The 22,817-nt window shown below is 58.0% G+C and carries 18 protein-coding genes and 1 pseudogene; 13 read left to right on the forward strand and 6 right to left on the reverse strand.

Going from position 1 to position 22,817, the window contains the following annotated elements:
* Positions 1-612: 612 nt before the first annotated feature.
* Positions 613-888 carry a hypothetical protein gene (locus tag RFM41_RS31070; protein WP_320253122.1) on the reverse strand — a complete coding sequence of 92 codons (276 nt, stop codon included), beginning with the start codon at positions 886-888 and terminating at the stop codon, positions 613-615.
* 120 nt (positions 889-1,008) lie between these two features.
* Between RFM41_RS31070 and RFM41_RS31075 the strand changes: the two genes are divergently transcribed.
* Positions 1,009-2,319: a Fic family protein gene (locus RFM41_RS31075; protein ID WP_320253121.1), complete on the forward strand. Its 1,311-nt coding sequence runs from the start codon at positions 1,009-1,011 to the stop codon at positions 2,317-2,319.
* A gap of 467 nt (positions 2,320-2,786) precedes the next feature.
* On the opposite strand, the gene RFM41_RS31080 is transcribed toward RFM41_RS31075, so the two are convergent.
* Positions 2,787-2,933, reverse strand: coding sequence for a transposase (locus tag RFM41_RS31080; RefSeq protein WP_320216491.1), 147 nt, complete (start codon positions 2,931-2,933; stop codon positions 2,787-2,789).
* Between the two features lie 47 nt (positions 2,934-2,980).
* On the opposite strand from RFM41_RS31080, the gene RFM41_RS31085 reads away from it, so the two are divergent.
* The 8 genes and pseudogenes from RFM41_RS31085 (at position 2,981) to RFM41_RS31120 (ending at position 10,641) form a co-directional block, all read left to right on the forward strand.
* Entirely contained in the window at positions 2,981-3,424 is a 444-nt protein-coding gene (locus RFM41_RS31085) for a homogentisate 1,2-dioxygenase (RefSeq protein ID WP_320253120.1), read from the forward strand.
* Between the two features lie 89 nt (positions 3,425-3,513).
* Positions 3,514-4,995, forward strand: coding sequence for a nitrogenase cofactor biosynthesis protein NifB (gene nifB / locus RFM41_RS31090; RefSeq protein WP_320253119.1), 1,482 nt, complete (start codon positions 3,514-3,516; stop codon positions 4,993-4,995).
* Between the two features lie 33 nt (positions 4,996-5,028).
* Complete coding sequence (locus RFM41_RS31095; RefSeq protein ID WP_320216494.1) at positions 5,029-5,223, forward strand: 4Fe-4S binding protein; 195 nt, start codon at positions 5,029-5,031, stop codon at positions 5,221-5,223.
* Positions 5,224-5,320: 97 nt separating this feature from the next.
* Positions 5,321-5,645: pseudogene (locus RFM41_RS31100) on the forward strand (nitrogen fixation protein NifZ).
* Positions 5,642-5,854, forward strand: coding sequence for a putative nitrogen fixation protein NifT (gene nifT, locus RFM41_RS31105; protein ID WP_040971429.1), 213 nt, complete (start codon positions 5,642-5,644; stop codon positions 5,852-5,854). The pseudogene RFM41_RS31100 and the gene nifT overlap by 4 nt, the downstream one beginning before the upstream one ends.
* A 42-nt stretch (positions 5,855-5,896) precedes the next feature.
* Positions 5,897-6,781, forward strand: a complete 885-nt coding sequence (locus tag RFM41_RS31110) for an SIR2 family protein (RefSeq protein ID WP_320229377.1) — start codon at positions 5,897-5,899, stop codon at positions 6,779-6,781.
* Between the two features lie 195 nt (positions 6,782-6,976).
* Entirely contained in the window at positions 6,977-8,737 is a 1,761-nt protein-coding gene (locus tag RFM41_RS31115) for an ABC transporter ATP-binding protein (protein ID WP_320229401.1), read from the forward strand.
* Complete coding sequence (locus RFM41_RS31120; protein WP_320253118.1) at positions 8,737-10,641, forward strand: ABC transporter ATP-binding protein; 1,905 nt, start codon at positions 8,737-8,739, stop codon at positions 10,639-10,641. Before RFM41_RS31115 ends, RFM41_RS31120 begins: the two co-directional genes overlap by 1 nt.
* A gap of 420 nt (positions 10,642-11,061) precedes the next feature.
* On the opposite strand, the gene RFM41_RS31125 is transcribed toward RFM41_RS31120, so the two are convergent.
* A complete protein-coding gene (locus RFM41_RS31125) occupies positions 11,062-12,690 on the reverse strand; it encodes an MFS transporter (protein WP_320253117.1) in 1,629 nt (542 codons plus the stop codon).
* Between the two features lie 513 nt (positions 12,691-13,203).
* On the opposite strand from RFM41_RS31125, the gene RFM41_RS31130 reads away from it, so the two are divergent.
* Positions 13,204-13,890, forward strand: a complete 687-nt coding sequence (locus RFM41_RS31130) for a transposase (protein ID WP_320253116.1) — start codon at positions 13,204-13,206, stop codon at positions 13,888-13,890.
* A gap of 314 nt (positions 13,891-14,204) precedes the next feature.
* Positions 14,205-14,465, forward strand: a complete 261-nt coding sequence (locus RFM41_RS31135; protein WP_320253124.1) for a DUF982 domain-containing protein — start codon at positions 14,205-14,207, stop codon at positions 14,463-14,465.
* A gap of 274 nt (positions 14,466-14,739) precedes the next feature.
* Here RFM41_RS31135 and RFM41_RS31140 read toward each other — a convergent pair whose 3' ends face one another.
* The 3 genes from RFM41_RS31140 to RFM41_RS31150 all read right to left on the reverse strand — a co-directional run bounded on the left by RFM41_RS31140 (position 14,740) and on the right by RFM41_RS31150 (position 18,992).
* On the reverse strand, positions 14,740-15,768 hold the full coding sequence (locus RFM41_RS31140) for an LLM class flavin-dependent oxidoreductase (RefSeq protein ID WP_320229380.1): 1,029 nt from the start codon (positions 15,766-15,768) through the stop codon (positions 14,740-14,742).
* Between the two features lie 134 nt (positions 15,769-15,902).
* Entirely contained in the window at positions 15,903-17,003 is a 1,101-nt protein-coding gene (hisC, locus tag RFM41_RS31145; protein ID WP_320216504.1) for a histidinol-phosphate transaminase, read from the reverse strand.
* A 558-nt stretch (positions 17,004-17,561) separates the two neighbouring features.
* Positions 17,562-18,992, reverse strand: coding sequence for a dicarboxylate/amino acid:cation symporter (locus RFM41_RS31150; protein ID WP_320216505.1), 1,431 nt, complete (start codon positions 18,990-18,992; stop codon positions 17,562-17,564).
* Between the two features lie 224 nt (positions 18,993-19,216).
* On the opposite strand from RFM41_RS31150, the gene RFM41_RS31155 reads away from it, so the two are divergent.
* The gene (locus RFM41_RS31155) at positions 19,217-21,103 is read left to right on the forward strand and encodes a sensor histidine kinase (RefSeq protein WP_320216506.1); all 1,887 of its coding nucleotides are present in this window, start codon (positions 19,217-19,219) and stop codon (positions 21,101-21,103) included.
* A complete protein-coding gene (locus RFM41_RS31160) occupies positions 21,100-22,473 on the forward strand; it encodes a sigma-54-dependent transcriptional regulator (RefSeq protein ID WP_320216507.1) in 1,374 nt (457 codons plus the stop codon). Before RFM41_RS31155 ends, RFM41_RS31160 begins: the two co-directional genes overlap by 4 nt.
* Positions 22,474-22,817: the final 344 nt, after the last annotated feature.

Here is a 22,817-nt window from a genome sequence, read left to right on the forward strand (position 1 = left end):
CCGAACCCGGGAGCTCTGAAGGAAGCACCTTGTCCGATCGGTAAATCGAGCAGGCCCTTGGCCGGGCCGACGCTCGAATACCTTTCGCTCGCAGTCGGGAGGTCGCAATCACCTTCAACATCACCTAACAACCATTGCTTCCTTGAGGCGGAGCGTAGCTTGGCTGACCTGACAACAAACTGACGCGCCATGAGAGCTGAGCAGAATCTGAGAGCCGCCGGAGCAAACCGTTGCTTTTTGGCCAAGGGACAATGGCCGGCTGAACTGACGTGCGAACGGTATGGCCGACGCGAGTACGTTAGACCGGCTGCGACCGTAAGGCACACGGAATCCAGCTGCTTGGAACGCCAGACTCCTATCCTCAGAGGGGACGTGACTTTCTCCGGAGTGAAGCTGCATCTATGACCAAGTGTGCGGCGAGCTCATCATGGCGAATCTCTTTTCCTTTCTGAATTGTTCGGCCGCAGAGCGCCTCACCCCACCAAAATTGCAGATCCCGCATCGGCTCCGTAAACCTAGCCAGCAATGACGCGGGCGACGTACCCCGACATTCCACGGCGTTTGATCTCTGCTTGGTTGCAATGGTCGCAGCAGGCCCGAAAGCGTCGAGCCTTACCCCCTGCTGAACGCCCAATCCAGAACCTTGACCGAAAGGCTTGGGCGCCGGGCGATCTTCGGCCCCTGAAAATATTCCGAGATCGCGGTGCGCATGCAGGACCGGGTCCTCATTAGCTCGCTGACCTGATCAATTTGATGATGGCGCTGCTCCAGTATCTGCTCCCGGTCGAGCGCGAGTACCTGTGCTGTCTCCACCGTTTTCTCCGCCATGAAACGCAGCCTTGAGATATCGCGGCCGACGCTCGAACCACTGTGGAACATAACCGGCATTCAGCGCCCTTTCTAGGACACGGTGCTTGAAATTATGCAGCTTTTATGCATATTTTGCATGAAATGATGAGAGGCAGTGCTATTATGCATCCCGTACTTCGCGTCCCGGAACTCCAGGGCTTGGAAAAGAAAATCTATGAGACCCTCGTTCGGCGTGGCGGCAATGGGCTTTCGCAGGCGAAGATAATCCAGTTGTTAGAGCTTGCCCCGTCCAGTCAGTCTTCGGTTTCAAGAGCTCTTGCCAAACTCGGCGCAGCCGGGCTCGTCGAGAAGTCTGGAACCACGAGAGATGCGTCGTTCAGCCTAACGGCGGAAGCGAAGTGGTTTGCAATTCCAGGCCACATTCGACCCCAGGTGAAATACGATCCAGACCGCTTTGGATCCTACGACCCTAACGTTGCACCCTGGCTTGATCCTGCTTCGCACGCGCTCATGTCCGAGTCCGTCGGAAAGGGTAGCCTAGAGCTCGATCCTTCCACCTACACGCGTGAAATTGCCGAAAGATTCTTGATCGAGATGTCCTGGGCTTCTTCGGCGCTTGAAGGAAATACTTATTCCCTGCCTGAGACTGAGGCGCTCATCAAATACGCGGAGGTCGCGGGCGGAAAGTCTGAAATCGAAGTCCAAATGATCTTGAACCACAAGCAGGCGATTGGCTGGGTTATCGACAACATTGCGACAGTGGAGATCGCTCCGGAGACGGTGATGAGACTGCACGCGATGCTCATGCGCACTCTGGTCAGGCAGAACAATCTCGGCGCGGTTCGACGCGACCCGGTTAGCATCACGACCAGTTCATATGTTCCGTCGTCCGACCACACCGAGTTATCAATGGGACTTTCGGAGCTCTGCTGGAAGGCGTCCACAGCGAAAGACCCGTTCGAGGCCTCCTTCGCTTTGCTTGCAGGCATCGCTTACCTGCAGCCCTTCATCGACGGCAACAAGAGGACCGGGCGACTGCTCAGCAACATCCCGCTACTGAAAGCAGGACTGCCTCCCATCTCCTTCATCGGAGTGGGTAGAGCCGCTTACGGGATCGGCATGACGACATGGTACGAACTGGCTGATACAAGCCACCTCGGTAAAGCGATCGCCGAAGGCTATGCAATCACAGCGCCGTCCTATCTTGTGGCAACCACCACCAAGAGAGTGCCCCGCTCAGTGGAGATCAGAATGCGACGGCGCCTTGACGACGCCGTCGCGGAGTATCTCAGCCAGGCAGTCGCCAGTCCCGATTTGATGCCAAGCGATTTCGCGAGAGACGCATTCAGGGAGCTCGAGGGAGAAGACCTGGATGTCATAGTTCAGTCCTTCGCGGACATCATCGCGGCTATCAATGAGTTGAACTGCGTCGCATACAGTGTTGCGCCTGACCTTGTCGAAAAATATCACAGGGTGAAACCCGGCGGAGGCGCACACGTTGGACCGTAGGCCTCCTGCATAAATCGCAACGGCAAACACTTGATATAACGATATATTTTTCGGCAAAAGCAATTTTGCATGAAAGATGCATAAATTGACGCCTTTCCAATGAGTCCGCCGTCTCCGTCATCAATCCGAATGAGCAGACCGCTTTCGAGTTAGTAAAGCGATATTGGAAGCTGTCCTCGGCGAGATCGGCAGGGCGTTCTACTACCGCTGCGACGGAGAACTGGGCTTCAGATTACCCTATCGGCGGGACACCATGCCTGCAGGGACTGAGTGGCTTGCGACGCAGTGAGTGCAAAAGCATCATCGTGGCACTGCCGGACGCTGACGAAATGCCTGGGACCGCGCCCTCCCTTTGTGGCATATTCGGGTGCGCCTTTCTCCATTTCGGCAGAAAGCGTGTGCTTGTATCACGACCATTTCGTTACGCGAGTCATCAGCGTTTGCAGGCTCATAGATGAAGGTCCGCATCATGCCTTTCCCGCACCGGACTCGTCGAGCTTCGGCGTCAGTCCCAGGATAGGCCCCACCGCCTTGGAGCTTCTGAATCGCTGCAGAATGTCGATCGTCGCGGCATAGGCGAGCGCCACCACGTCGCCAACACCGAGAACCGTCATCAAGCACTGGCAGGTCGCGTTATTCCTGGTTATCGTGCGCACTTTTTGTGCAGGCGAGCCAATTCGGCGCGTACTGCCGCCGGGCGGCAAGCAGCCTCCATGATCTCTTCGAGATCGGGCATGCCTTCGACGAGCTCGCAAATCCGCTCCTGCGCAAGCCGAATACCCATCTGCCCGGCTCGCTGCCCCAGGGGCGCAACTCGCCGCAGCGGCCGGCCTACGGCCTCTATGCCGAGCAGCTTTCGGGCTCGCCCTTCATCGCGGCGCGTGGCACCAAAAGCGTTCCTGGCTCTACCGCATCCGGCCGAGCTTCCGGCACACCGGCCGCTTCAAGGCACTATCTGTTTGGGAAGACCGCGCCCAATCTCGGCGACCATGAGGTGGCGCTCGACGAGCATCGCTGGAACCCGGCCGATGCCGAGCGAGCCGACCTGTTCAAGTCGCAAGTCCGACAAAAATGTGACGTAACGAACAGGTGGAATCGCGCATGAAAGCCAACATATTGAACTAAAACCGCTTTTTGAGCTGGCACAACTTTTGCGCTTTGAACTGCGACGTCCACCCAGGAACGGAGCCGTTCATGTCTTTACCGACGATTTCGCTTGAGAGTTTGGTCAGCAGCAAATCCTTCGACAAGTTGCTGACGATCGCGAAATCCGCCGGCTGCGCATCTTCATCCTGCGGCTCGTCCGCAAAGCCGGACGAGATGGACTCCGCGGTCTGGGAGAAGATCAAGGACCATCCATGCTATTCCGAAGAGGCGCACCATTATTTCGCGCGCCTGCATGTGGCGGTCGCGCCAGCCTGCAACATCCAGTGCAACTACTGCAATCGCAAATATGACTGTGCCAATGAAAGCCGGCCCGGGGTCGTCTCGGAAAAGCTGACCCCAGACCAGGCGCGACGCAAGGTAATCGCGGTCGCCAACGAAGTGCCCCAGCTTTCCGTGCTCGGGATCGCCGGACCGGGCGACGCCTGTTACGACTGGAAGAAGACAAAGGCAACTTTCGAACGCGTCGCCAGTGAAATCCGCGACATCAAGCTGTGCATCTCCACCAACGGGCTCGCGCTGGCGGATCATGTTGCCGAGCTTGCCGACATGAATGTCGATCACGTGACAATCACCATCAACATGGTCGACCCCGAAATCGGCGCAAAGATCTATCCTTGGATCTTTTACAACCATCGCCGCCACACCGGCATCGACGCTGCCAGGATCCTGCACAAGCGGCAGATGTTGGGCCTGGAGATGCTGACCGCGCGCGGCATCCTCACCAAGATCAATTCGGTGATGATCCCCAGCGTCAACGACGAACACCTGATCGAGGTCAATAAATGGGTAAAGGAGCGCGGCGCGTTCCTGCACAATGTCATGCCACTGATTTCCGACCCGGCGCACGGTACGCATTTCGGCCTGACCGGGCAGCGCGGCCCAACGGCGTTGGAACTGAAGACGCTTCAGGATCGCCTCGAAGGTGGCGCCAAGCTGATGCGCCATTGCCGGCAGTGCCGGGCCGATGCTGTCGGCCTGCTTGGCGAGGATCGTGGCAAGGAGTTCACGATCGACCAGATTTCGGACGACATCACCTACGACGCCAGCAAGCGCGAGGCCTATCGTGAGGTGGTCGCGCGCGAGCGCGGCGATCACGTGGTAGCCAAGAGCGAAGCGGTCGCGACGGTCAAGGCAGCGGGTTCCAGCAAATCGCTCCTCATTGCTGTGGCGACAAAGGGCGGCGGCCGGATCAACGAACATTTCGGCCATACGACGGAATTCCAGGTTTATGAGGCCTCTCAGAGGGGGATCAGCTTTATCGGGCATCGCAAGGTCGAGCAGTATTGCCTCGGAGGTCGAGGCGCGGACGCCACCCTCGACAGCATCATAGCTGCGCTCAAAGGCATCGATATCGTGCTGTGCGCCAAAATCGGAGATTGCCCCAAAGATCAGCTCGCAGAAGCTGGAATCCGGGCAATGGATGTTTACGGCTACGGCTACATCGAGACCGCTATCAGCGCGCTTTACGCCGCCGAGTTTGGGAGCGAACCACTGGCGGCGACGGCTTGAGTGTCTCGTCCCAACCGAATCAGGAGTTGAGAAATGGCCTTCAAGATCATCGCCTCGCAATGCACGCAATGCGGTGCCTGCGAGTTCGAATGTCCATCGAGTGCGATCAAATTCAAGGGCGAGACCTACGTGATCGATCCCGAGCAGTGCACCGAATGCAAGGAGGCCTTCGATACCCAGCAATGCGCCTCGGTATGCCCGGTGCCGGGGACCTGCATTCCCGCCTAACCTCCAATCGGGTCAGCGGCACGGTCGGGGTCGCTTCCGGGGCACGCCATGACCTCCTTTGTTAACGAACTGCAGCCGCGAGAAAGGAAGGAAGGGGATGGGCCTCGGACGCGAACAGGAGGTCGAGATCCGCAAGCCTCCACGATTTATGCCGGGCGAGCGGGTCCGTGCCACACGCCACATAAAGAATGACGGCACCTATCCCGGTAGCGAGATAGGCGCAAACCTCGTGCGGAAGGGCGATGAAGGCTATGTGCGCGACATCGGCACCTTTCTCCAGCAGTTCTACATCTATGCGGTCGAATGGTTCGATCGCGGCACCGTCGTTGGCATGCGCGCCCACGAACTCATCAGCCTCGACAAATCCGGGGATCCTTGTGCCGAAATCACTTGTGGTCACTAACAAGGGAACAGCCCGATGAAGGTTATGATCCGCAAGACCGACGCCGGCCTATCGGCGTATGTGCCCAAGAAGGATCTCGAAGAGCCGATCATCGGCGTCGAGAATGAAGAGCTATGGGGAGGGTCTATAACGCTCAGGAACGGCTGGCGGCTCGTTCTGCCCGACCTTCCGCGAGATACACCTTTGCCAATCACCGTCGAGGCAAGAAAGATTTCCGACGAGGATTGATGCCGCAGGTCGGCAACCTGAGAGCGTCAACGGGAAACGAGCATGAATAAGATTCTGGCCTTGGGCCATCTTGTGATCAATCGGGACAGTCATGCCGCAAAGCAGCTTAACCTGCTGAAGAAGGCTCTCTGCGCCGATGAGATCATCCCGTATCTGGGTCCCGACCTGCTTCGGCTTAGGTACGGGGAACCACCGGTACCGCACACGCCGCAAGCCGTTGCCGCCGCATTCAACGCGCGGGCGCCCGCTCCTTCCAAGATTCGCACCAATATGTGGTCGGTCGCTCAATTCATCGAGCAGCGCCGGCATCGGCGGACGCTCCAAGCCTGGATGGCTGAGATATTCGCAGGGCCGGTGGCGCCGACCGTTTTCCATGCCTGGCTCGCGACACTTCCCCTCTCGCTGATCGTCGATACCTGGTACGACGGCGCCATGCGCGCGGCCCTCATAGACACCGGCCGCACTGATGTCGTCGAAATTCAAGGCGTCACGCGGGCGCACGCAATTGGCGACGTTTGGACGAAAACGTACGATTTGTCTGGAACGGAACTCCAACCAGACTCGGCGGCAACGACGGTCCTCTATACGCCGCACGGCAGCGTCAAGCCGGCGGCAAACTTCCTTATCGCAGATTCGGATTACGTCGAGGCCCTAACTGAAATCGATATCCAGACTCCGATCCCTCGAGCCGTGAAGGAACGGCGCACCAAGCGCGGCTTCTTCTTCTTCGGCTGCCGGTTCGACGACCAGATGCTGCGCACCTACGCCAGACAGGTCATTAAGCGCTCAAGCGGCCCGCACTTCGCGGCTATGGATTCGGCAACGCTGACCAAAAACGAACGCCGCTTCCTTGCAGCAAACGCAATCACGGTCATAGACATGCCGGCAGGCGAAGCCGCGGCTCAACTGGTTGGGACAGGCGTCTAGCAGGGTGGCCAGCTTTGCATATCAGGGTTCATTTGACGGGAGAGTCATCCAGCTCAAGGCCCCCCAAGATCAATCTGGAATGCACCCTCGAACGGTAAGGATATTCGGGGCGTGACGAAGCCCAGGAATTCGCTCGCGCACGGAAAGGCGGCCGCTTCGGACCGGGGCTTGAGCACGATAGCGCGCCTTACCCGGATGAATTTGCGGCATTCTTGGCAGGTCGCCGTCGCTATCGGCTCGACACTCGTCGCGGCATCGCTCCAATTGCTAATCCCCGAGCTCCTCGGCCAGGCCATCGACCAGACCCAGACCGCCGTCAGCGGGGGTGCCAGCGGGGCGGCAGCGCAAGAGGCGCTGCGGACCTCGGCTTTCGTGCTGCTTGCCGTCAGCGTGCTGCGCGGCCTTTTCACGCTGGCTCAGAACTATTTTGCCGAAGCGGTCGGACATCACGTCGCGTATGAACTGCGGGTAGCTTGTTATGAGAAGATCCAGCGGCTCAGCTTTTCTTTTCATGACCAGGCGCACTCGGGCGATCTGATTACGATCGGCATGCTCGATGTGGACGGCGTGCGGACGTATCTTTCTACCGCTCTGGTTCGAGCCGTCCTGCTCGTCATGTTGATCGGGATCGGCGCCTATATGTTGATTTCCACCAACGTGGTTCTTGGCCTCCTCGCGCTGAGCTTCGTGCCCTTCGTCGGGTGGCTCTCATCAATCACCCAGCTCAAGCTGCGCGCCACCTGGCTTGACCTGCAGGAGCGGCTTTCGGTCCTCAGCCGCGTCATGGAAGAGAATTTCGGCGGCATCCGGGTTGTTCGCGCCTTTGCGGCGCAGGCCTACGAGATGCTGAAGTTCGACCGCGCATCAAAGAGTGCGCTTGGCCTCATGCACGAACGTGTTGAGATTTACGTGCGCAACATTTCCGCGATGAATTTCTCCTTCTTTTTAGCGATGGGACTGGTCCTTTGGATCGGCGGGAACAAAGTCATTGCGGGCGAAATCAGCGTGGGCAAACTTGCGACGTTCCTGACCTTTATGACCATCTTACAGATGCCGGTTCGCCAGATAGGCTTGATGGTCGACGGCTTCGCCCGCGCCTCGACGTGCGGTTCGCGCCTGTTCGGGTTGCTCGATCTGGATATCGCGATCAAGGACACAGCAGACGCTAAACCGCTCGAAATTAGAGAAGGCACCCTGCGCTTCGACAATGTTTCATTCGCCTATCCCGACGCCGAGAACCGCCCATTTCTGAAGAATATTAGTTTCGAGGCCCGCAAGAGCGAAACGATCGCTATTGTCGGCCCGCCCGGCTCCGGCAAGTCGACGATGGCTCATCTGGTCCCTCGTTTTTACGACGTTACCGGCGGCGTCATCACGCTTGACGGCCAGGATATCCGCGAGGTCACCCTCGCCACGCTTCGCAGGGCGGTCGCGGTCGTGCAGCAGGATGCATTCCTTTTCACTACGACGATCGAAAACAATATCGCCTATGGCGATCCCTGGGCCAAGGAACAGTGGATCGAGCGAGCGAGCGAGTCAGCTCAGCTTCACGACTATATTCTCGACCTGCCGGCCGGCTACAAAACGGTGGTGCGCGAGCGCGGCGTTTCCCTTTCGGGCGGCCAGCGTCAGCGCCTGGCGATCGCTCGCACGATGATGCTGCGCCCGTCGGTCATCATCTTCGACGACTCGACTGCCGCGATCGATGCAGCCACAGAGCAGCGCATTCGGCGCGCCGTGCGACTCTTTGCCAAGGATCGCGTGACGATCATCATCGGCCACCGGCTGAGTTCGCTCATGCATGCCGACCACATCCTGTTTATCGAGAACGGCGAGATTGTCGAGCGTGGCACTCATGAAGACCTTCTGGCGAAGGGTGGACGCTATAAGGCCCTTTACGATCTCCAGGTGCGCCCACTTGATGACATGCTGCCCGAACAAGAGGGGGCGAGCTGATGCTCCAAACCGGACAAGTCGAGACGGAACGCAACGACGCCCGCGACCACGACCGGCGTCCGCCGCATGCGGTCGTCGGCTCGCACCACATCGAAGAGGAGATATTCGGGCGGGCGTTTGATAAGAATATCGTACGACGCATTTGGGTGTTCGTCCGGCCCTACCGCACAAAACTGATCATCTCGGTTGCTGCGATGTTGATCCTGACCGGCACGCAGCTTCTCGTCCCGCTGACCATCCGCTTTGCGATCGACCACGGCCTGCACCCGGAAAGTGGCGATCGGTCGGCCCTGCTTGCAGCCGCCTGCGCCTTCCTTCTCACCATTTCGGTCAATTTTGCCGTCAGCTATACGCAAGAGATCGTGGTCTACAAAATGGCGCAGAATGTTCTGTTCGATATGCGCCGCGCCACGTTCGGCCATCTGCAGGACGTGGCGCTTTCTTTCATGGACAAGACAGAGGTGGGACGGCTGATGTCGCGTCTGCAGGGCGACGTTAATTCTATGCAGGAATTCCTTGAGACGTCAGTCTTTTCGCTGGGCGACATCACTCTTCTCTTTGGCATCATCTTCGTCATGCTGTGGCTCGACGTTCGCTTGGGGCTCCTTACGCTCTCAGTGCTGCCGGTTCTCCTCATCGTGCGCATCTTCTGGCTGCCGCGCGCCCGGGACGCCTTCATGGCCGCCAATGAGGCCAATTCGGTTTCCAATGGCGCGCTGGCTGAAGCCATTCACGGCGTACGGGCAGTGCAGTCGATGGACCGCCAGCAGGTCAACTTAATTCTTTACGATGACAAGGCTCACGCCAGTCTCATGACACATCTGACCGCCGCCAAATACGCTCAGATCATGGTGCCGATCGTCGATAGCCTTATGGGCGTTGCCATGGCTGTCGTCATCGTCATCGGCGGCTCGATGGTCATGAACGACCGCATTGACGTGGGTGCGATGGTCGCTTTCCTCTTCTACATCCAACGCTTCTTCGATCCGATCCGCTCGCTCACCTTGCAATATTCGATTATGCAACGCGCGATGGCGTCGGGAAAGCGCCTGACCGACGTGCTTGACGTCAAGATTGAGGTCCAGGACAAACCGAACGCCAGGGTGCTTTCGCCCGAGATGGACGGCTCGATCGAGTTCAGGAACGTTACTTTCGGCTATGATGCCAAGCATCCGGTATTGAAGGACGTGTCGTTTCGGGTCAATCCCGGCGAAACCGTCGCCCTGGTCGGCCCGACCGGTTCAGGTAAATCGAGCGCAGTGGCCCTCGTCCGCCGCTTCTATGATGTCCAGGAGGGCCAAGTGCTGGTCGGCGGATATGATGTGCGCGATCTCACCCAGGAATCGCTTGGCCGTCAGGTCGCCATGGTGCTGCAGGAGCCGTTCCTTTTTACCGGCACGGTTTTCGAAAACATCCGCTACCACAAGGCTGAAGCCACGCGCGAAGAGGTAATCGAGGCCGCCATGGCGGTCGGCGCGCATGGCTTCATCGTGCGCCTTCCTGGTGCATACGATGCCGCTCTAGGTGAACGCGGTGGCAATCTCTCGCTGGGCCAACGCCAGCTTATCAGCTTCGCGCGCGCTCTCGTGGCAAATGCCAAGATCCTCGTCCTCGACGAGGCAACGGCCAATGTCGACAGCTACACGGAAATGCTAATCCAAAAGGCACTGGTAAGGCTCCTCGAAGGCCGCACGGGCCTCGTCATCGCCCATCGCCTTGTCACGGTCCGAGGCGCCGACCGTCTCATCGTTCTCCAGAATGGCAAAGTCGCCGAAACCGGCAAGCACGACCAGTTGATCGCCAGAGGCGGTCTCTATTCCAAACTCTACAGGCTCAACCACGCCTCGTTCGACGACACGCCCGATGAGCAACTCGACCTCCGAAGCAGCGGACTACAGATCTGAGGCGCGAAGCTCCGAGGAGCCAGCGCATTCGTGCAAGCGCTTTGCCGAGCGGTGATAGCCGACGCGTCGCCGGCTTTACACAAGCAGATCAAGCGCCTGTGCGATGCCGAGATCGCCACCACCCATGACGAGCATTTGATTTCACGAAAAGCTCGCGATAGGTCCCGTGACTTTTTGTCCAAGCCTCGCAGCGTCTCCCAAAGCACGCGTCATGGACTGGCTGAAGCCCGACGAGGATCGGTTATTCATTGTCGTAGCATAGATCGCCGAAATCTGACGTGGCGTTAGCCTCATGGGCGAAGATGCAAACGCTACGCGCTTGGCGCACAGCTGGCCCAAGATCTGCCCCAAGTTTTGAGTAAACGGGCTTCCGGACGACGCCGCCTTCTCTTGAGCCAAGTTATTGGTTTGCGGTTTCGTTCAAGTCCTGTCCAAATGAGGCCGGAGCGGCATATCGTCATGTACGCTCACGGTTTGCCGTTCGATCTTGTGGTGAATTTTGGGCGGGCAGTCGCCACAGTGCAGGGCTTCAAGGCGCGCAACGATTTCGGCGTCATCTTGGGTCTGCCTCTTGTTGTGGCGAACATACTCGACCCAAGTTGGCACATGATAACACTCGGTCCACAGTTCGGGCTTTTCGAGGTCACGCAGCAGCGCCCATTGCCTGGCTCCATCTCGCAGTCGGGCTTTTCGCCATGATGCCATCACATTGAGAAATTCTGGAACGTCTTTCTGGTGAATACGATAATCGACCATTATCATGATCGGACCGCTTCGTGGTCGCAGGTCAAGCTGCAGGGTTGGCTCGCAGAACGTGTTGGTCGGATCGAGTTTGAGCGTTTCAAGATCCGGAAGACGCAAAATAACGCCGAGCAGTCCGCCAAATACAAGAACCAAGCTTGCGACGAGCAAGGCTCCCGAAACGCCTTGCAGATCCGCTAACTGGCCCCAGAGCCAGCTTCCCGCTGCCATGCCGCCATATGCGGCCGTCTGATAGAGAGAGAGGGCTCGTCCCACCACCCACCGAGGCGCCGAAAGCTGAACTGTGACGTTAAACAGCGAGAATGACTGGATCCATGCCGCACCGGCTGGCATGACGAGGAGGCAGCTAAGCCAAACGTGCTCGCTCCACGACAGAAGCAAGCAGCTGATCGCCAGTGTAAAAAACGCGCCGCGAACGACCCATTCGTTGGAGAGAATCTCGCGGGCGCGTCCGATGAGGAGCGCGCCACAGATCGCTCCCAAACCGAAAAAGCCAAGCATGACCCCGTAGGTGACCGCAGTGCCCTTAACCTGTTCGCGAACAACCAACGGCAGCAGAGCCAAAATGACGACTGCCGTGAGGCCGAAAATGAAACTCCGGCACATCAGTTTGAGAAGGTTTGGCGACAAAAGCACATAGCGGAATCCTGCCGCTATCGCGCTTCCGAAAGCCTCCCGCGGCAGCGCTCGTCGCGCCGGTACAGTTTTCCAGCGTAACAGCGCGGCGATCAGGGCGACGTAGCAAAATACATTGAAGAGAAACGCGAAGGCCGCCCCGGCGGTCGCCACGATTATGCCGCCAATCGCCGGTCCGATGCTGCGCATGAGGTTGTAGCTCATGCCGTTGAGCGCAACTGCGCTTGGGAGGTCTTCGCGAGGCAGGATATCTCCCATCGAGGCTTGCCACGACGGATCGTGCAATGCCCAACCACAGCCGATCAGGAACGTGAGACCCAAAAGGGTCCAGGGTGTGATTTCCCCGGCGTAGGTCAAGAGCGCCAGGGACGCTGATACGCAAACCATCAGCAGTTGCGCCATTAGCATGATCCGGCGACGGTCAAAGTTATCCGCAAGCGCTCCGGCTGCGAGCGAGAAGATCATGTAGGGCAAGGTGGTCGATGCCTGTACGAGCGCCACCATTCCATGGGAGCTGGCAATACTCGTCATCAGCCACGCAGCCGCCACACCTTCAACTAGCGTCCCAAGATTCGAAACAAGGGCCGCCGACCACAGAGAACGGAATGTCTTGTGCTGAAAGGGTACGAGTGGAGATGTTCTCTTCGCCATTGTGGGAAGCTTCGGAATCGACCGCGAGGCTGGATCTCTTCAGCTCACTCAACCACGGCCTCGCGGCCCAAGCCAAGCTGCCACAGTGAGCGCGCCTGCTAACCCAGGCAGATAGTTGTGGGCTGACGCTAAACCGCTGGCGAGATCGGCCGTTATCATCTGCTGGCGAGTTCTTCATGCGCACTGAACACAATCGAGATGCAGCAGTTTTTCAATTTCAAGAAGAGTTCCCGAGTTCCCCGACGGCAAGATGCGACATCTGATCCGATACTGCACCGCCCTGCAGCTTCGGACGCTCAAGCGTTTCCGAGCCGAATGCACCCACTCCCGTAGCGTTGCATTCCATTCTCCTCGCGCGGAGGCCTGCGCTCGGCCCGCTTGCGAACACTGGCGCGACCGGTATCACTTGCTCGTCGAGGGACTTTTACGATAAAGCTCCGCGCGAACCAGGAAGCGCCAGGAGTTCCGAGCGGCGACTTCATTCTTCTAATCGTTTCTCATCAGGAAGGAACTATGAGGCGGCAAACGCGACCATTCACCGTGGAAGTCAAACAGAAGCGCCGTTATAAAAAAGCCGCCCGTTCCATCTGGGGCGATTTCGACATCGCTGCGGCGATGGGCGAAACTTTAGAGGAACTCCAGAAGGTTCAACTGTCCAATCGTCAGCTTGTTGACTCTACTGTCGCGGCCCTTGATGCTGAACCTTTGCACAAACCGCAAATGGAGAATTTCATGGCAAATCGCCTGGAAACCGAAACAGCAGTAATTCCTACCGAACCGGCAGCCGAAGCGGAGAAGTCAAAATCGAGGGCGAGAACACCGCGGTCGAGGAAGCCAAAGGCTGAGCCGAGCGCGCCTGGCCGTAAGAACGGCGCCAAGCCGACATCCGCGACCACTGAAGCACCGCCATCGGCACGGACAGGCCGCAAGGTCTACTCCGTAAAGGAGCGCGGCCAGAAGCTCGCTCAGATCGAGACGTTGATCGGCGGCGGCGCCACTCTCAAGAGCGCGGTGAAGCAGGCCGGCATCTCGGAACAGACATATTATCTTTGGAAGAAAGCGGCGACGCCTGCAGCGGACAGCGACGAGCTGAAGGATCTCGTCGCGCTCGAGGAAGAAAACAAGCGGCTGAAGAGCCTGCTTGCGGATCGTCTGCGCAAGGAAAATACGGAACTGAAGAAAAGGCTTGGGCTGGATTAATTCAGCCTGAGCTTGCGGCTTCCCATATCGGCGCGCTGCCAAGGCGATGTCGTGCTGTCTTTCGCTGCGTTGCGGTGAACGACCGGGTTGGGTGACTGGGTTCACCGTTCATCGGCGGCGGCCAGAACGATCGACATTGTCGACGTGGCCAATTTTGCGGCAGTAGACTGGTGATCGATCCATTTCCTTCCGAGGATGAATTGCCGACTTTTCTCTTGAAGCGTCATCGGGCTGACAACACATTCTGCAATGGTCGGCGGGTGTCGATGACGCCGCCTGGCAAGTCGGCTGTCAGCAGGTCGGGAGGAAACGAAATGAAGGCGCAGGCCTTCGGCAGTCCGATTTTCGTGAAGCGTGCCGCCTATGTCGTGCAAGAGATTGCGGACCTCGAGGACGCCATCGATTTTCTCGATGAGTGGCCCGAAGATCGCAGGGACCTGATTCACGAGACTGCCTTTAAAGCATGTTTTGACGCTTATGATGGGAACAAGCCCTTAAGCGCAGCCCGCGCTGCCTTTTGCGGCTTTGCGAAACGGGCCGCCATATTGGAAGATCCAACCTCGGCGATGCAGTGAATTGCCGCCTGCAAGACGGGCAGTGGCAAACGGTCCGTGTGAACAGCGACGTTGAGCGAGGGGGCTGGGAACGTGGGGCAATGTGGTCCCGTGAAGTGTCGCGTCCAGAAAACCAGTTCTAACCATCGTCCGGAAACGGCGTCCGACCTAGGCAGGCATAGCGATGGAATCCCACGTCGGCCACGCGCTGCAAGGCTATGGTCTGGCAGCGGGCTGGTTGCTGGTAGACGCCGCGGGCGACTCCTTCGAGCCGCCCTACGCCACGTATTCATGGTCAGTCAAATCGGGTCATGATTTCAGAATGAATCGTCACTGCAGTGTACAGAGACGCTTCCAATGGCAAATCCCCAAACGCGAGCTGGCAAAGAAGATAGTTGGCCCCAGCCACTTCCAACTGACCAAGAAGAGCGTCCCGCACAAAAGCTGCCGTTCCCGCTATGCACAGTTCACTTTCAATCGCCGCTTCGAGGGTCAGCGGCAGGTTTGGTGGAGTTGGAATGCCATTGAGGTCGTAAAGAAACTTGAAGCTCTTGAGCCATGTTTCATAAGCAGGTGCCGCGATCGAATAGGCATGCGTGTCAGAACGCCCAATCACGATCATGCGCAGCAATCCTAGCAACGGCAACGGATTACCTTTGTCAGTGGTTTCCTCCCGCTTGGCGCGGAAGGCGTCGGTAACTTTGCGTACGGAGGAGCTATGCCCCACGCACGCGAGATTTGCGCCATTCGCGGCTGCCCAACCTGCCGATTCGGGTCGATTGGTGGCGACCCATGTCGGAGGACGCGGGCGCTGACGGGGTCTAAGCGTCAAGGGAACGCTATTCAGCTCAAAGTGGCGGCCCCGATAGGATAACTTCCCGCCCTTCAGGGCGGCGATTACGATTTCGCTGGCTTCCGAATAACGGCCTGGCACTGCGTCCGCGCCAATCCCAAAATAACCCAATTCGGCTGACAGAGAGCCTCGCCCTATACCGAGCTCCACCCTACCACCGCTCAACCGGTCGAGCATACAGATCTCTTCGAACGCCCGAAGCGGATGGTAAAGGGTAAGGAGCATCACAAGCGGACCCACACGCAGCTGGCGGGTGCGCTGTGCGACGCTCGATAAGAAGAGATTTGGCGACACACCTCTCCCATGGGGGGTGCAGTGGTGCTCTGCGAGATGATATGCATAAAAGCCGAGGTGATCGCAGGCCTCCGCCAGCTTGAGACGATCGGCGCATTGTAGGCCGATGTCGCGACCGTCCTCATCCAAGTGATCGAAGATTCCGAAGGTCGGCTTCGAAGGCAAGACGTTTTTCACTCTATTGTCTCCGGAGTTTTGACGCGGAAGGTCCTTGCTTCGAACGACGCTCGAAACGCTCAGAGCAACGACATATTTTTGCGAAGCAACCCCTGTCCGCGGGGATATAAATATGATTTCTATAGGCAGATGTGTTATACTTGCTTCTTTAGTCTTCTTAGTATATCAGACATCTCAGACAGCAGTATGTCCATTTGTTCTCTTGTGCCTATGCTTACTCTTATGTGTTCTTTCAAAAATGACTCGGAAAAAGCCGCGACCAGTACTTTCCGCCGCTTCAACGTTTTTTGCCACCACCTACCGTCTTGTCCTGGCGGCACGCGGGCTAGCAAGAAATTTGCATGCGAAGGCGTTACGGAAAATCCCAGTTGCGAGAGCGCGAAGGACACGCGCTCCCGTTCCTGCTTGATGTATCTGTGGTTCTCTTCATAGGCGTCGCGATGCGCAAGGATGCTGACGCCAACCGCATGGCCGATCACGTTCATGTTGAAAACATTTTGGATGTTGCGCAGCCTTCCAATGATTTCGGGGTGCCCCAATCCAAAACCGATACGGATACCGGCGGCGGCGTAGCTTTTTGAAAATGTCCGTAGGAGCAGAATATTGGGATAATGATCGATAAGGCGCAGGCCATTATCCGGGGCGAAGTCGACATAGGCCTCATCCAGAACAATCAGGCGATCCGACTGCGCCGCGAGGCGTTCGATCTCGGCCACCGAAACGAATGTTCCAGTTGGATTGTTCGGATTAGCTAGAAGAATGAATTTGGCGCCTTCTGCGGGACCAGAGAGCAATTCCTTTACCGGCAGGACATCAGATTGACCGCATTCGATTTCAAGAAATTGAGCCCCCTGCAACATGGCGAGTTTGCGGTTGAACGAAAAGCCCGGCGATAGCATCGCCACGCTGTCGCCAGGGGCGAGGAAGGCTCTGTAGATGAGTCCCAGCAGCTCGGAGGATCCGTTTCCGGCAATCACTTGATCCTTGGTGAGGCCGTAGGCATCAGCCGCCGCTTCCCTCAAACCGATGTTGTCGTGTTCTGGATATAGATACTGCTGCTCAAGGGCGGCAATTGCACTTTGCATTACGACTTCCGGCATCGGAAATGGATTCTCGTTCGTATTCAACCGGACGCAGCTATCGTCCAGCGAATGGCGATCGGAGGGCAAAGGCTTTAGTTCCCTTGGCACCTGCGAAAACGACGAAAGCACGCTTTTTAGTTTTGTTCCCGACATATCCTCTCCAGTCGACTCGAGGGCTCAATCATCCACCCTCAACTTGCTCATGTTTAGCTCCCCACCAATTTCACTACTTCCTGTATAAGTGCTAATAATCCTTTTTGTCTGAGGTCATTTCAAACTCAGATTAGCTTTCTTGTAAGAGCCAATTAATGTTCGTTCCTATTTCTAACAACACTGCCTCATCGACTTCATCTGCCTCCGTGCGATGGTTTTAAAGGGGCATGACGAAACGTCTATTTCTGAGGCTATGCTTCGCGTATGCATGGCTCGCCGTTTGTTCATCGACATATTGGAGGCTGGTTGCGAAGCGGCGTTGATCTGCGCCAGATTGCTTTTCGACCACGGCTAATGAGGCGCCACAGTATTTCTACCGCTCGCGTCAATAGCCGGCCAGGACCGCCCGATCCTCGTGCTGGATTTCCCGGGGTCGATTCGTTTGAATCTCTATGGTCGACACGGCGCCGGTGAACAGCGCTCCAGGCAAAAACCCGCATAGTGATGAACGTTGTTTGCTCAAGCGCGATTGGGCTGCTGTCGCCGCGTTTGTTTTCATCAATCCGCGAGTCCTCGCTTGGTGTCTGCGGCTTGCCCGTGCTGTGGTGGTGACCGATCCGGCGAAGGGACGGGTCGCAACGAGGCGGCCTCACTTGGCGGCTGCGGGACGGGTGGCTGGCCGGCCAATGTCTCGGCAAGATGATGCCCTGCAAACGCGGCTTCCAACTGCGCCTGATCCAATTCGCCTTCCCAACGGGCGATCACGAGCGTTGCCACGGCATTGCCGATGATGTTCGTAAGGGCCCGGCACTCGGACATGAAACGGTCGATACCGAGGATCAATGCCATGCCAGCCACCGGAACGGACGGCACCGCAGAAAGAGTAGCGGCCAGCGTGACGAATCCGGCGCCGGTGACCCCCGCCGCTCCCTTAGAGGAAAGCATAGCAACGAGTAGCAATAGGATCTGATCGCCGATCGAGAGATCCGTATTCGTCGCCTGGGCGATAAAGAGGGCCGCGAGCGTCATATAGATGTTGGTGCCGTCCAGATTGAAGGAATATCCCGTCGGAATGACCAGGCCCACGACTGAACGCTTGGCGCCAGCCTTCTCCATCTTCTCCATAAGAGTGGGCAGCGCGGCCTCCGAGGAGGACGTTCCAAGAACCAATAGCAGCTCTTCCTTGATGTACCGGATGAGAGAAACGATCGAGAAGCCATTGAAACGGCAGACCGCGCCGAGAACGATAAACACGAAGAGAAAAGCCGTGAGGTAGAACGTCCCGACCAGCATTGCGAGATTGACGACGGAGCCGATGCCGTATTTGCCGATTGTGAAGGCCATGGCGCCGAACGCGCCGATCGGGGCAGCCTTCATCAGGATACCAACGAGCGCAAAGATCGGCACGGTGAGCGCCTGGAGGAAGGAACTGATCGGCTTGCCCATCTCTCCAACCATCGCAAGCGCAATGCCAAACAGGACCGAGAAGAAAAGGACCTGAAGGATGTCGCCGTCTGCAAAGGCGGCCACAATCGTGGTCGGAATGATGTTCATCAGAAAGCCCGTCACGGACTGCTCGTGGGCCTTTGCGGCATAGGGATTGACGGCTTGGATATCGAGCGAGGCCGGATCAATGTTGAGGCCGGCGCCCGGTTGAACGACATTGGACACGATGAGGCCGACGATCAGTGCCAGCGTCGAGAAGGTGAGGAAATAGACCATCGCCTTGCTGGCTACCCGGCCGACCTTTTGAAGGCTGTGCATGCCGGCGATGCCGGTCGCGACGGTCAAAAAGATCACCGGTGCGATGATCATCTTGACGAGCTTGATGAAGGCGTCACCAAGCGGCTTCATGTTTTCGCCGATTTCGGGGTTGAAATGGCCGAGCGCGACGCCCAGGGCGATGGCGGCAATCACCTGCACGTAAAGCCGTGCATAGAAAGGCTTGCGAGGCGCGGCGTTTGCGTTGGGGCCCTTTGCGGTCAACATAAATCTCTCTCCCAGACCGGATCTCGGCAGTGCCTCTCCTCCCCGGGTTATTCCCGATCGCTGCGCTCCGGTCGGACGCTGCTGCGCTGTTCGTCGCAAGACATATGCCAACCGGAGAGGCCGAGCGGATCGCGCAATTTCGGATGTTTTCAGGGAGGTTGCGCCACGCACATGTGTGAATTTCCGCACTCTGTGGTTCCATTTGGCGAAATCCGGCACTAAGATTGAGTCTGGAGAACGCGGTAGCAAACGACGGCATCAGCGAGGGTGGCTTGCATAAGGCCCCGTTCAACTTCCCTGGCAGATTGGGCACCGGCAGGTTTCTCTGGCTTGTGGTTTTGTTTGCACTTCTTGGTCCGGGGCTCGGTTTTTTTGTTTTTGCAGCCGGCCGTATTGCCGGCACCAAAGCTGAGTCAGACCTACGCGACCGTGCTCTTGCCGCGCGCCCACTTGCAGCCGACACTTTGAAAGGAGACGTCGAGAAGCAGCGATTAATTCCGCGCGTCTTGGCTCGTGATGGTGCGGTCCAGGAGATGCTTCGCAGTCCGGGCACCGGTGGGGAAGCTGCGCTGGATGAAAAGCTTCGAGCCATCGCGCGCGACGCCGCCTCTTCAGTCATCTACGTCATCAACAGTGAGGGAACGACGGTTGCTGCGAGCAATGCCGGCGAGCCCACCAGTTTTGTCGGCCGCGATTACCGTTTCCGTCACTACTTCGTTGAAGCGATGGCGAGCGGCATGGCCACGCAATACGCACTCGGTACCGTTAGCAAGCGCCCCGGCCTCTTCTTGTCGAGCCGGATCGATGGACCGGAGGGGCCACTCGGTGTCGTCGTGGTGAAGGTCGAGCTCGACCGTGTGGAGTCGAGCTGGCGCGAGAGCGGTTTCGTAGTCTTCACGAGCGACGAGCGCGGCGTCGTCCTTTCGACCAGCGTGCCTCAATGGCGTTTTGGCACTCTCTCTCCGCTTTCCAAAAAAGAGGCAAAAATCGCCCGCGATCATCTGCAGCTGCCTGGCGCGGCGTTCGAGCCCGTTCCGCTTTCGCACCGCGGCGGCAACCTGGTCACCGCAAGTACCGCCGACAAGGCAGCCGGCTTTGTCACGGTTTCGCAGGATCTCGGCAAAGTGGTCCCAGGTTGGCGGCTGTCACTGCTCATTCCTGCCGATGCAGAGATTTCCGCGGCGATGATGACAGCCCGCGCGACAGCACTGCTTGCCCTCGTGCTCGTGGCATTTGCCGTTTCCGTTATTGTTCGACGGCGCCGGGCGATCCGACAACGGCAGGACGCGCTTGCGCACATGAACGCGGAACTGGAACATCGCGTCAACTTGCGTACGGCAGAGCTCCGCCGCTCGAACGAAGCGCTCGCAGCTCAGATAGCCGAGCGCGAGAATGCCGAGGCAAAGGTGCGCCGGTTATGTGAAGAACTCTCTCAGGCGAATCGCCTCTCAATTCTTGGACAGATCGCAGCCGGAGTTGCTCACGAGATTAACCAGCCGGTGAACGCAATTCGCACCTATGCCGAGAATGCTTCACGTCTTCTCCAAGGCGACAGGCCGCGAGAAACCGCCGGGAATTTGAAATCGATCATCGCTATAACGGGACGTATCGGGGCGATCACCGAAACGCTGCGGTCGTTCTCTCGCCGCGCAACCGGTTCCGTGGGGCCAATATCGGCGGAGGAGGCGATCGACGGGGCGCTTTCGCTCCTTTCGGGCCGCATCCGCGAATGCGGCGTGACGATCGAACGGCAACGGACAGATCCGTCTCCGACGGTGATGGCAAGTTTCGTTCGGCTGGAGCAAATCCTGGTCAATCTCTTGCAGAATTCGCTCGATGCCCTGAAGGGCCTGCCGGAGCCGCGGATCGAGATAGCACTTGCCAAGAACAAGGAAACAGTCACCATTTCGGTTCGAGACAACGGTGCCGGCCTCGCCCCTGAAATTCGCAAGAGCCTCTTCATGCCGTTCACCACAAGCAAGGAAAAGGGGCTCGGCCTTGGCCTGCTTATTTCAGAGGAAATCGCTCGCGAACTCGGCGGCTCGTTGCGGCTCGATACCAGCCACGAGAGGGGGACTTCCTTCACCATCGAATTGAGGCGTGCCGAATGAGTGGCGAAAAAGGGCCTGTCATCTTCGTTGACGACGACGATGATCTGCTGCCCGCTGCAGGGCAGATGCTGGAACTTGCCGGCTTTAGCCCTATCGTCGTCAATTCCGCCGAGGCCGCACTCGCCAGAATCGACGAGAACTTCAATGGTCCCGTCGTCAGCGACATCCGCATGCCCAGAATGAACGGGCTTCAGCTCTTTGACCGGGTGAAAGCAATCGATACGGACATCCCTTTTGTCCTTATCACTGGGCACGGCGACGTCGAACTCGCCGTTGCCGCCATCAAGGACGGCGCTTACGATTTCATCTCCAAGCCATATGAGACCGACCGGCTTTTGGTGACGCTGAATCGCGCTTCCGAAAACCGGCACCTAGTCCTGGAAAACAGGCGCCTTAGGGATGCGGTCGTCCGATCCGCGGGCGATATGCCTCTCCTAGGGAACGCGCCGAGTATGACATGGCTGCGAGAAACGATTCGCCAGATCGCCGATACGGATGTGGACGTCCTTGTGGAGGGTGAAACCGGCACGGGTAAGGAGGTGGTCGCGGATCTGCTTCACCGCTGGAGCAGACGAAGTACCAAGCCGTTCGTGGCCTTGAACTGCGGGGCGCTGCCCGAAAGTGTCATCGAAAGCGAACTTTTCGGCCACGAAGCAGGCGCGTTTACCGGTGCGCACAGGCGTAGGATCGGTCGCCTCGAATACGCGAATGGCGGCACGCTATTCCTCGACGAAATTGAGTCCATGCCGCCTGCACTCCAGATTAAACTCCTAAGGGTACTCGAGACCCGCCAGGTCACGCCACTCGGAACCAACGAAACCCGCAGCATCAATGTTCGTGTCGTGGCTGCGACGAAGGTCGATCTGAGCGATCCGGCCGCCCGCGGTGACTTCAGGGAAGATCTATATTTCCGTCTGAACGTCGTGACGGTCAATATTCCGCCTCTTCGCGAGCGGCGCGAGGACATCCCGATCCTCTTTGCGCATTTCTTGGAACGCGCGTGCAAACGCTTCGGCAAGCCAGTGTGGGAGATAACCGCGGCCGTGCGTAATCATCTCATGGGCCATGATTGGCCCGGCAATGTCCGCGAACTTGCGCATTTCGCGGATCGGGTTGTATTGGGACTTGAAGGGGCGCCGAATTCGCCCCCTGGAAAAAGAGACGCTGAATTAAGTCTCTCTCTTTCCGAAAAGGTTAGTCTTTATGAGGCGACCGTTATCCGCAACGCATTGCGGGAATGCGATGGCGACGTGAGGAGGACGACCGAGTTTCTGCAGGTGCCCCGCAAAACCTTCTACGACAAGCTGAAACGCTATGGAATAATTCCGGGCGCGTATCGAAGCAGCCGCGATTGTTCGAAATCTTCTTGAACTCGCCCGTCGCCGAAAGGCTGCTATGGGCTTGTGGGCGCCGGGAAAATGAAAGCTGCTTGCACCCAACAATACACTTCTCCGGTGCGGATACGTCAGGGGCGCGCTCTGGCGGTGTGCGGATCGTCTCGTGAGAGGGGGGCGCGCCTGATGATCGGGCCGTTTGGGATCAGTCCTTTTTGGCTCCGAGACCTGAAAGACCTCGTGCTGCATATGTGTTCTTTCGGTCGATGCGTGTCGATGCAGTTGCGTCGAACTGCCAACGAGCACGCACCGTAATCGCCGAATCCGGCGAAGAAGGGATCTACTGCGACATCGCGGCATCAACCGCAGACTGACACATT

It is taken from the genome of Mesorhizobium vachelliae (assembly GCF_033977325.1).
In the GTDB taxonomy this organism is placed as follows: Bacteria; Pseudomonadota; Alphaproteobacteria; order Rhizobiales; family Rhizobiaceae; genus Mesorhizobium; species Mesorhizobium vachelliae.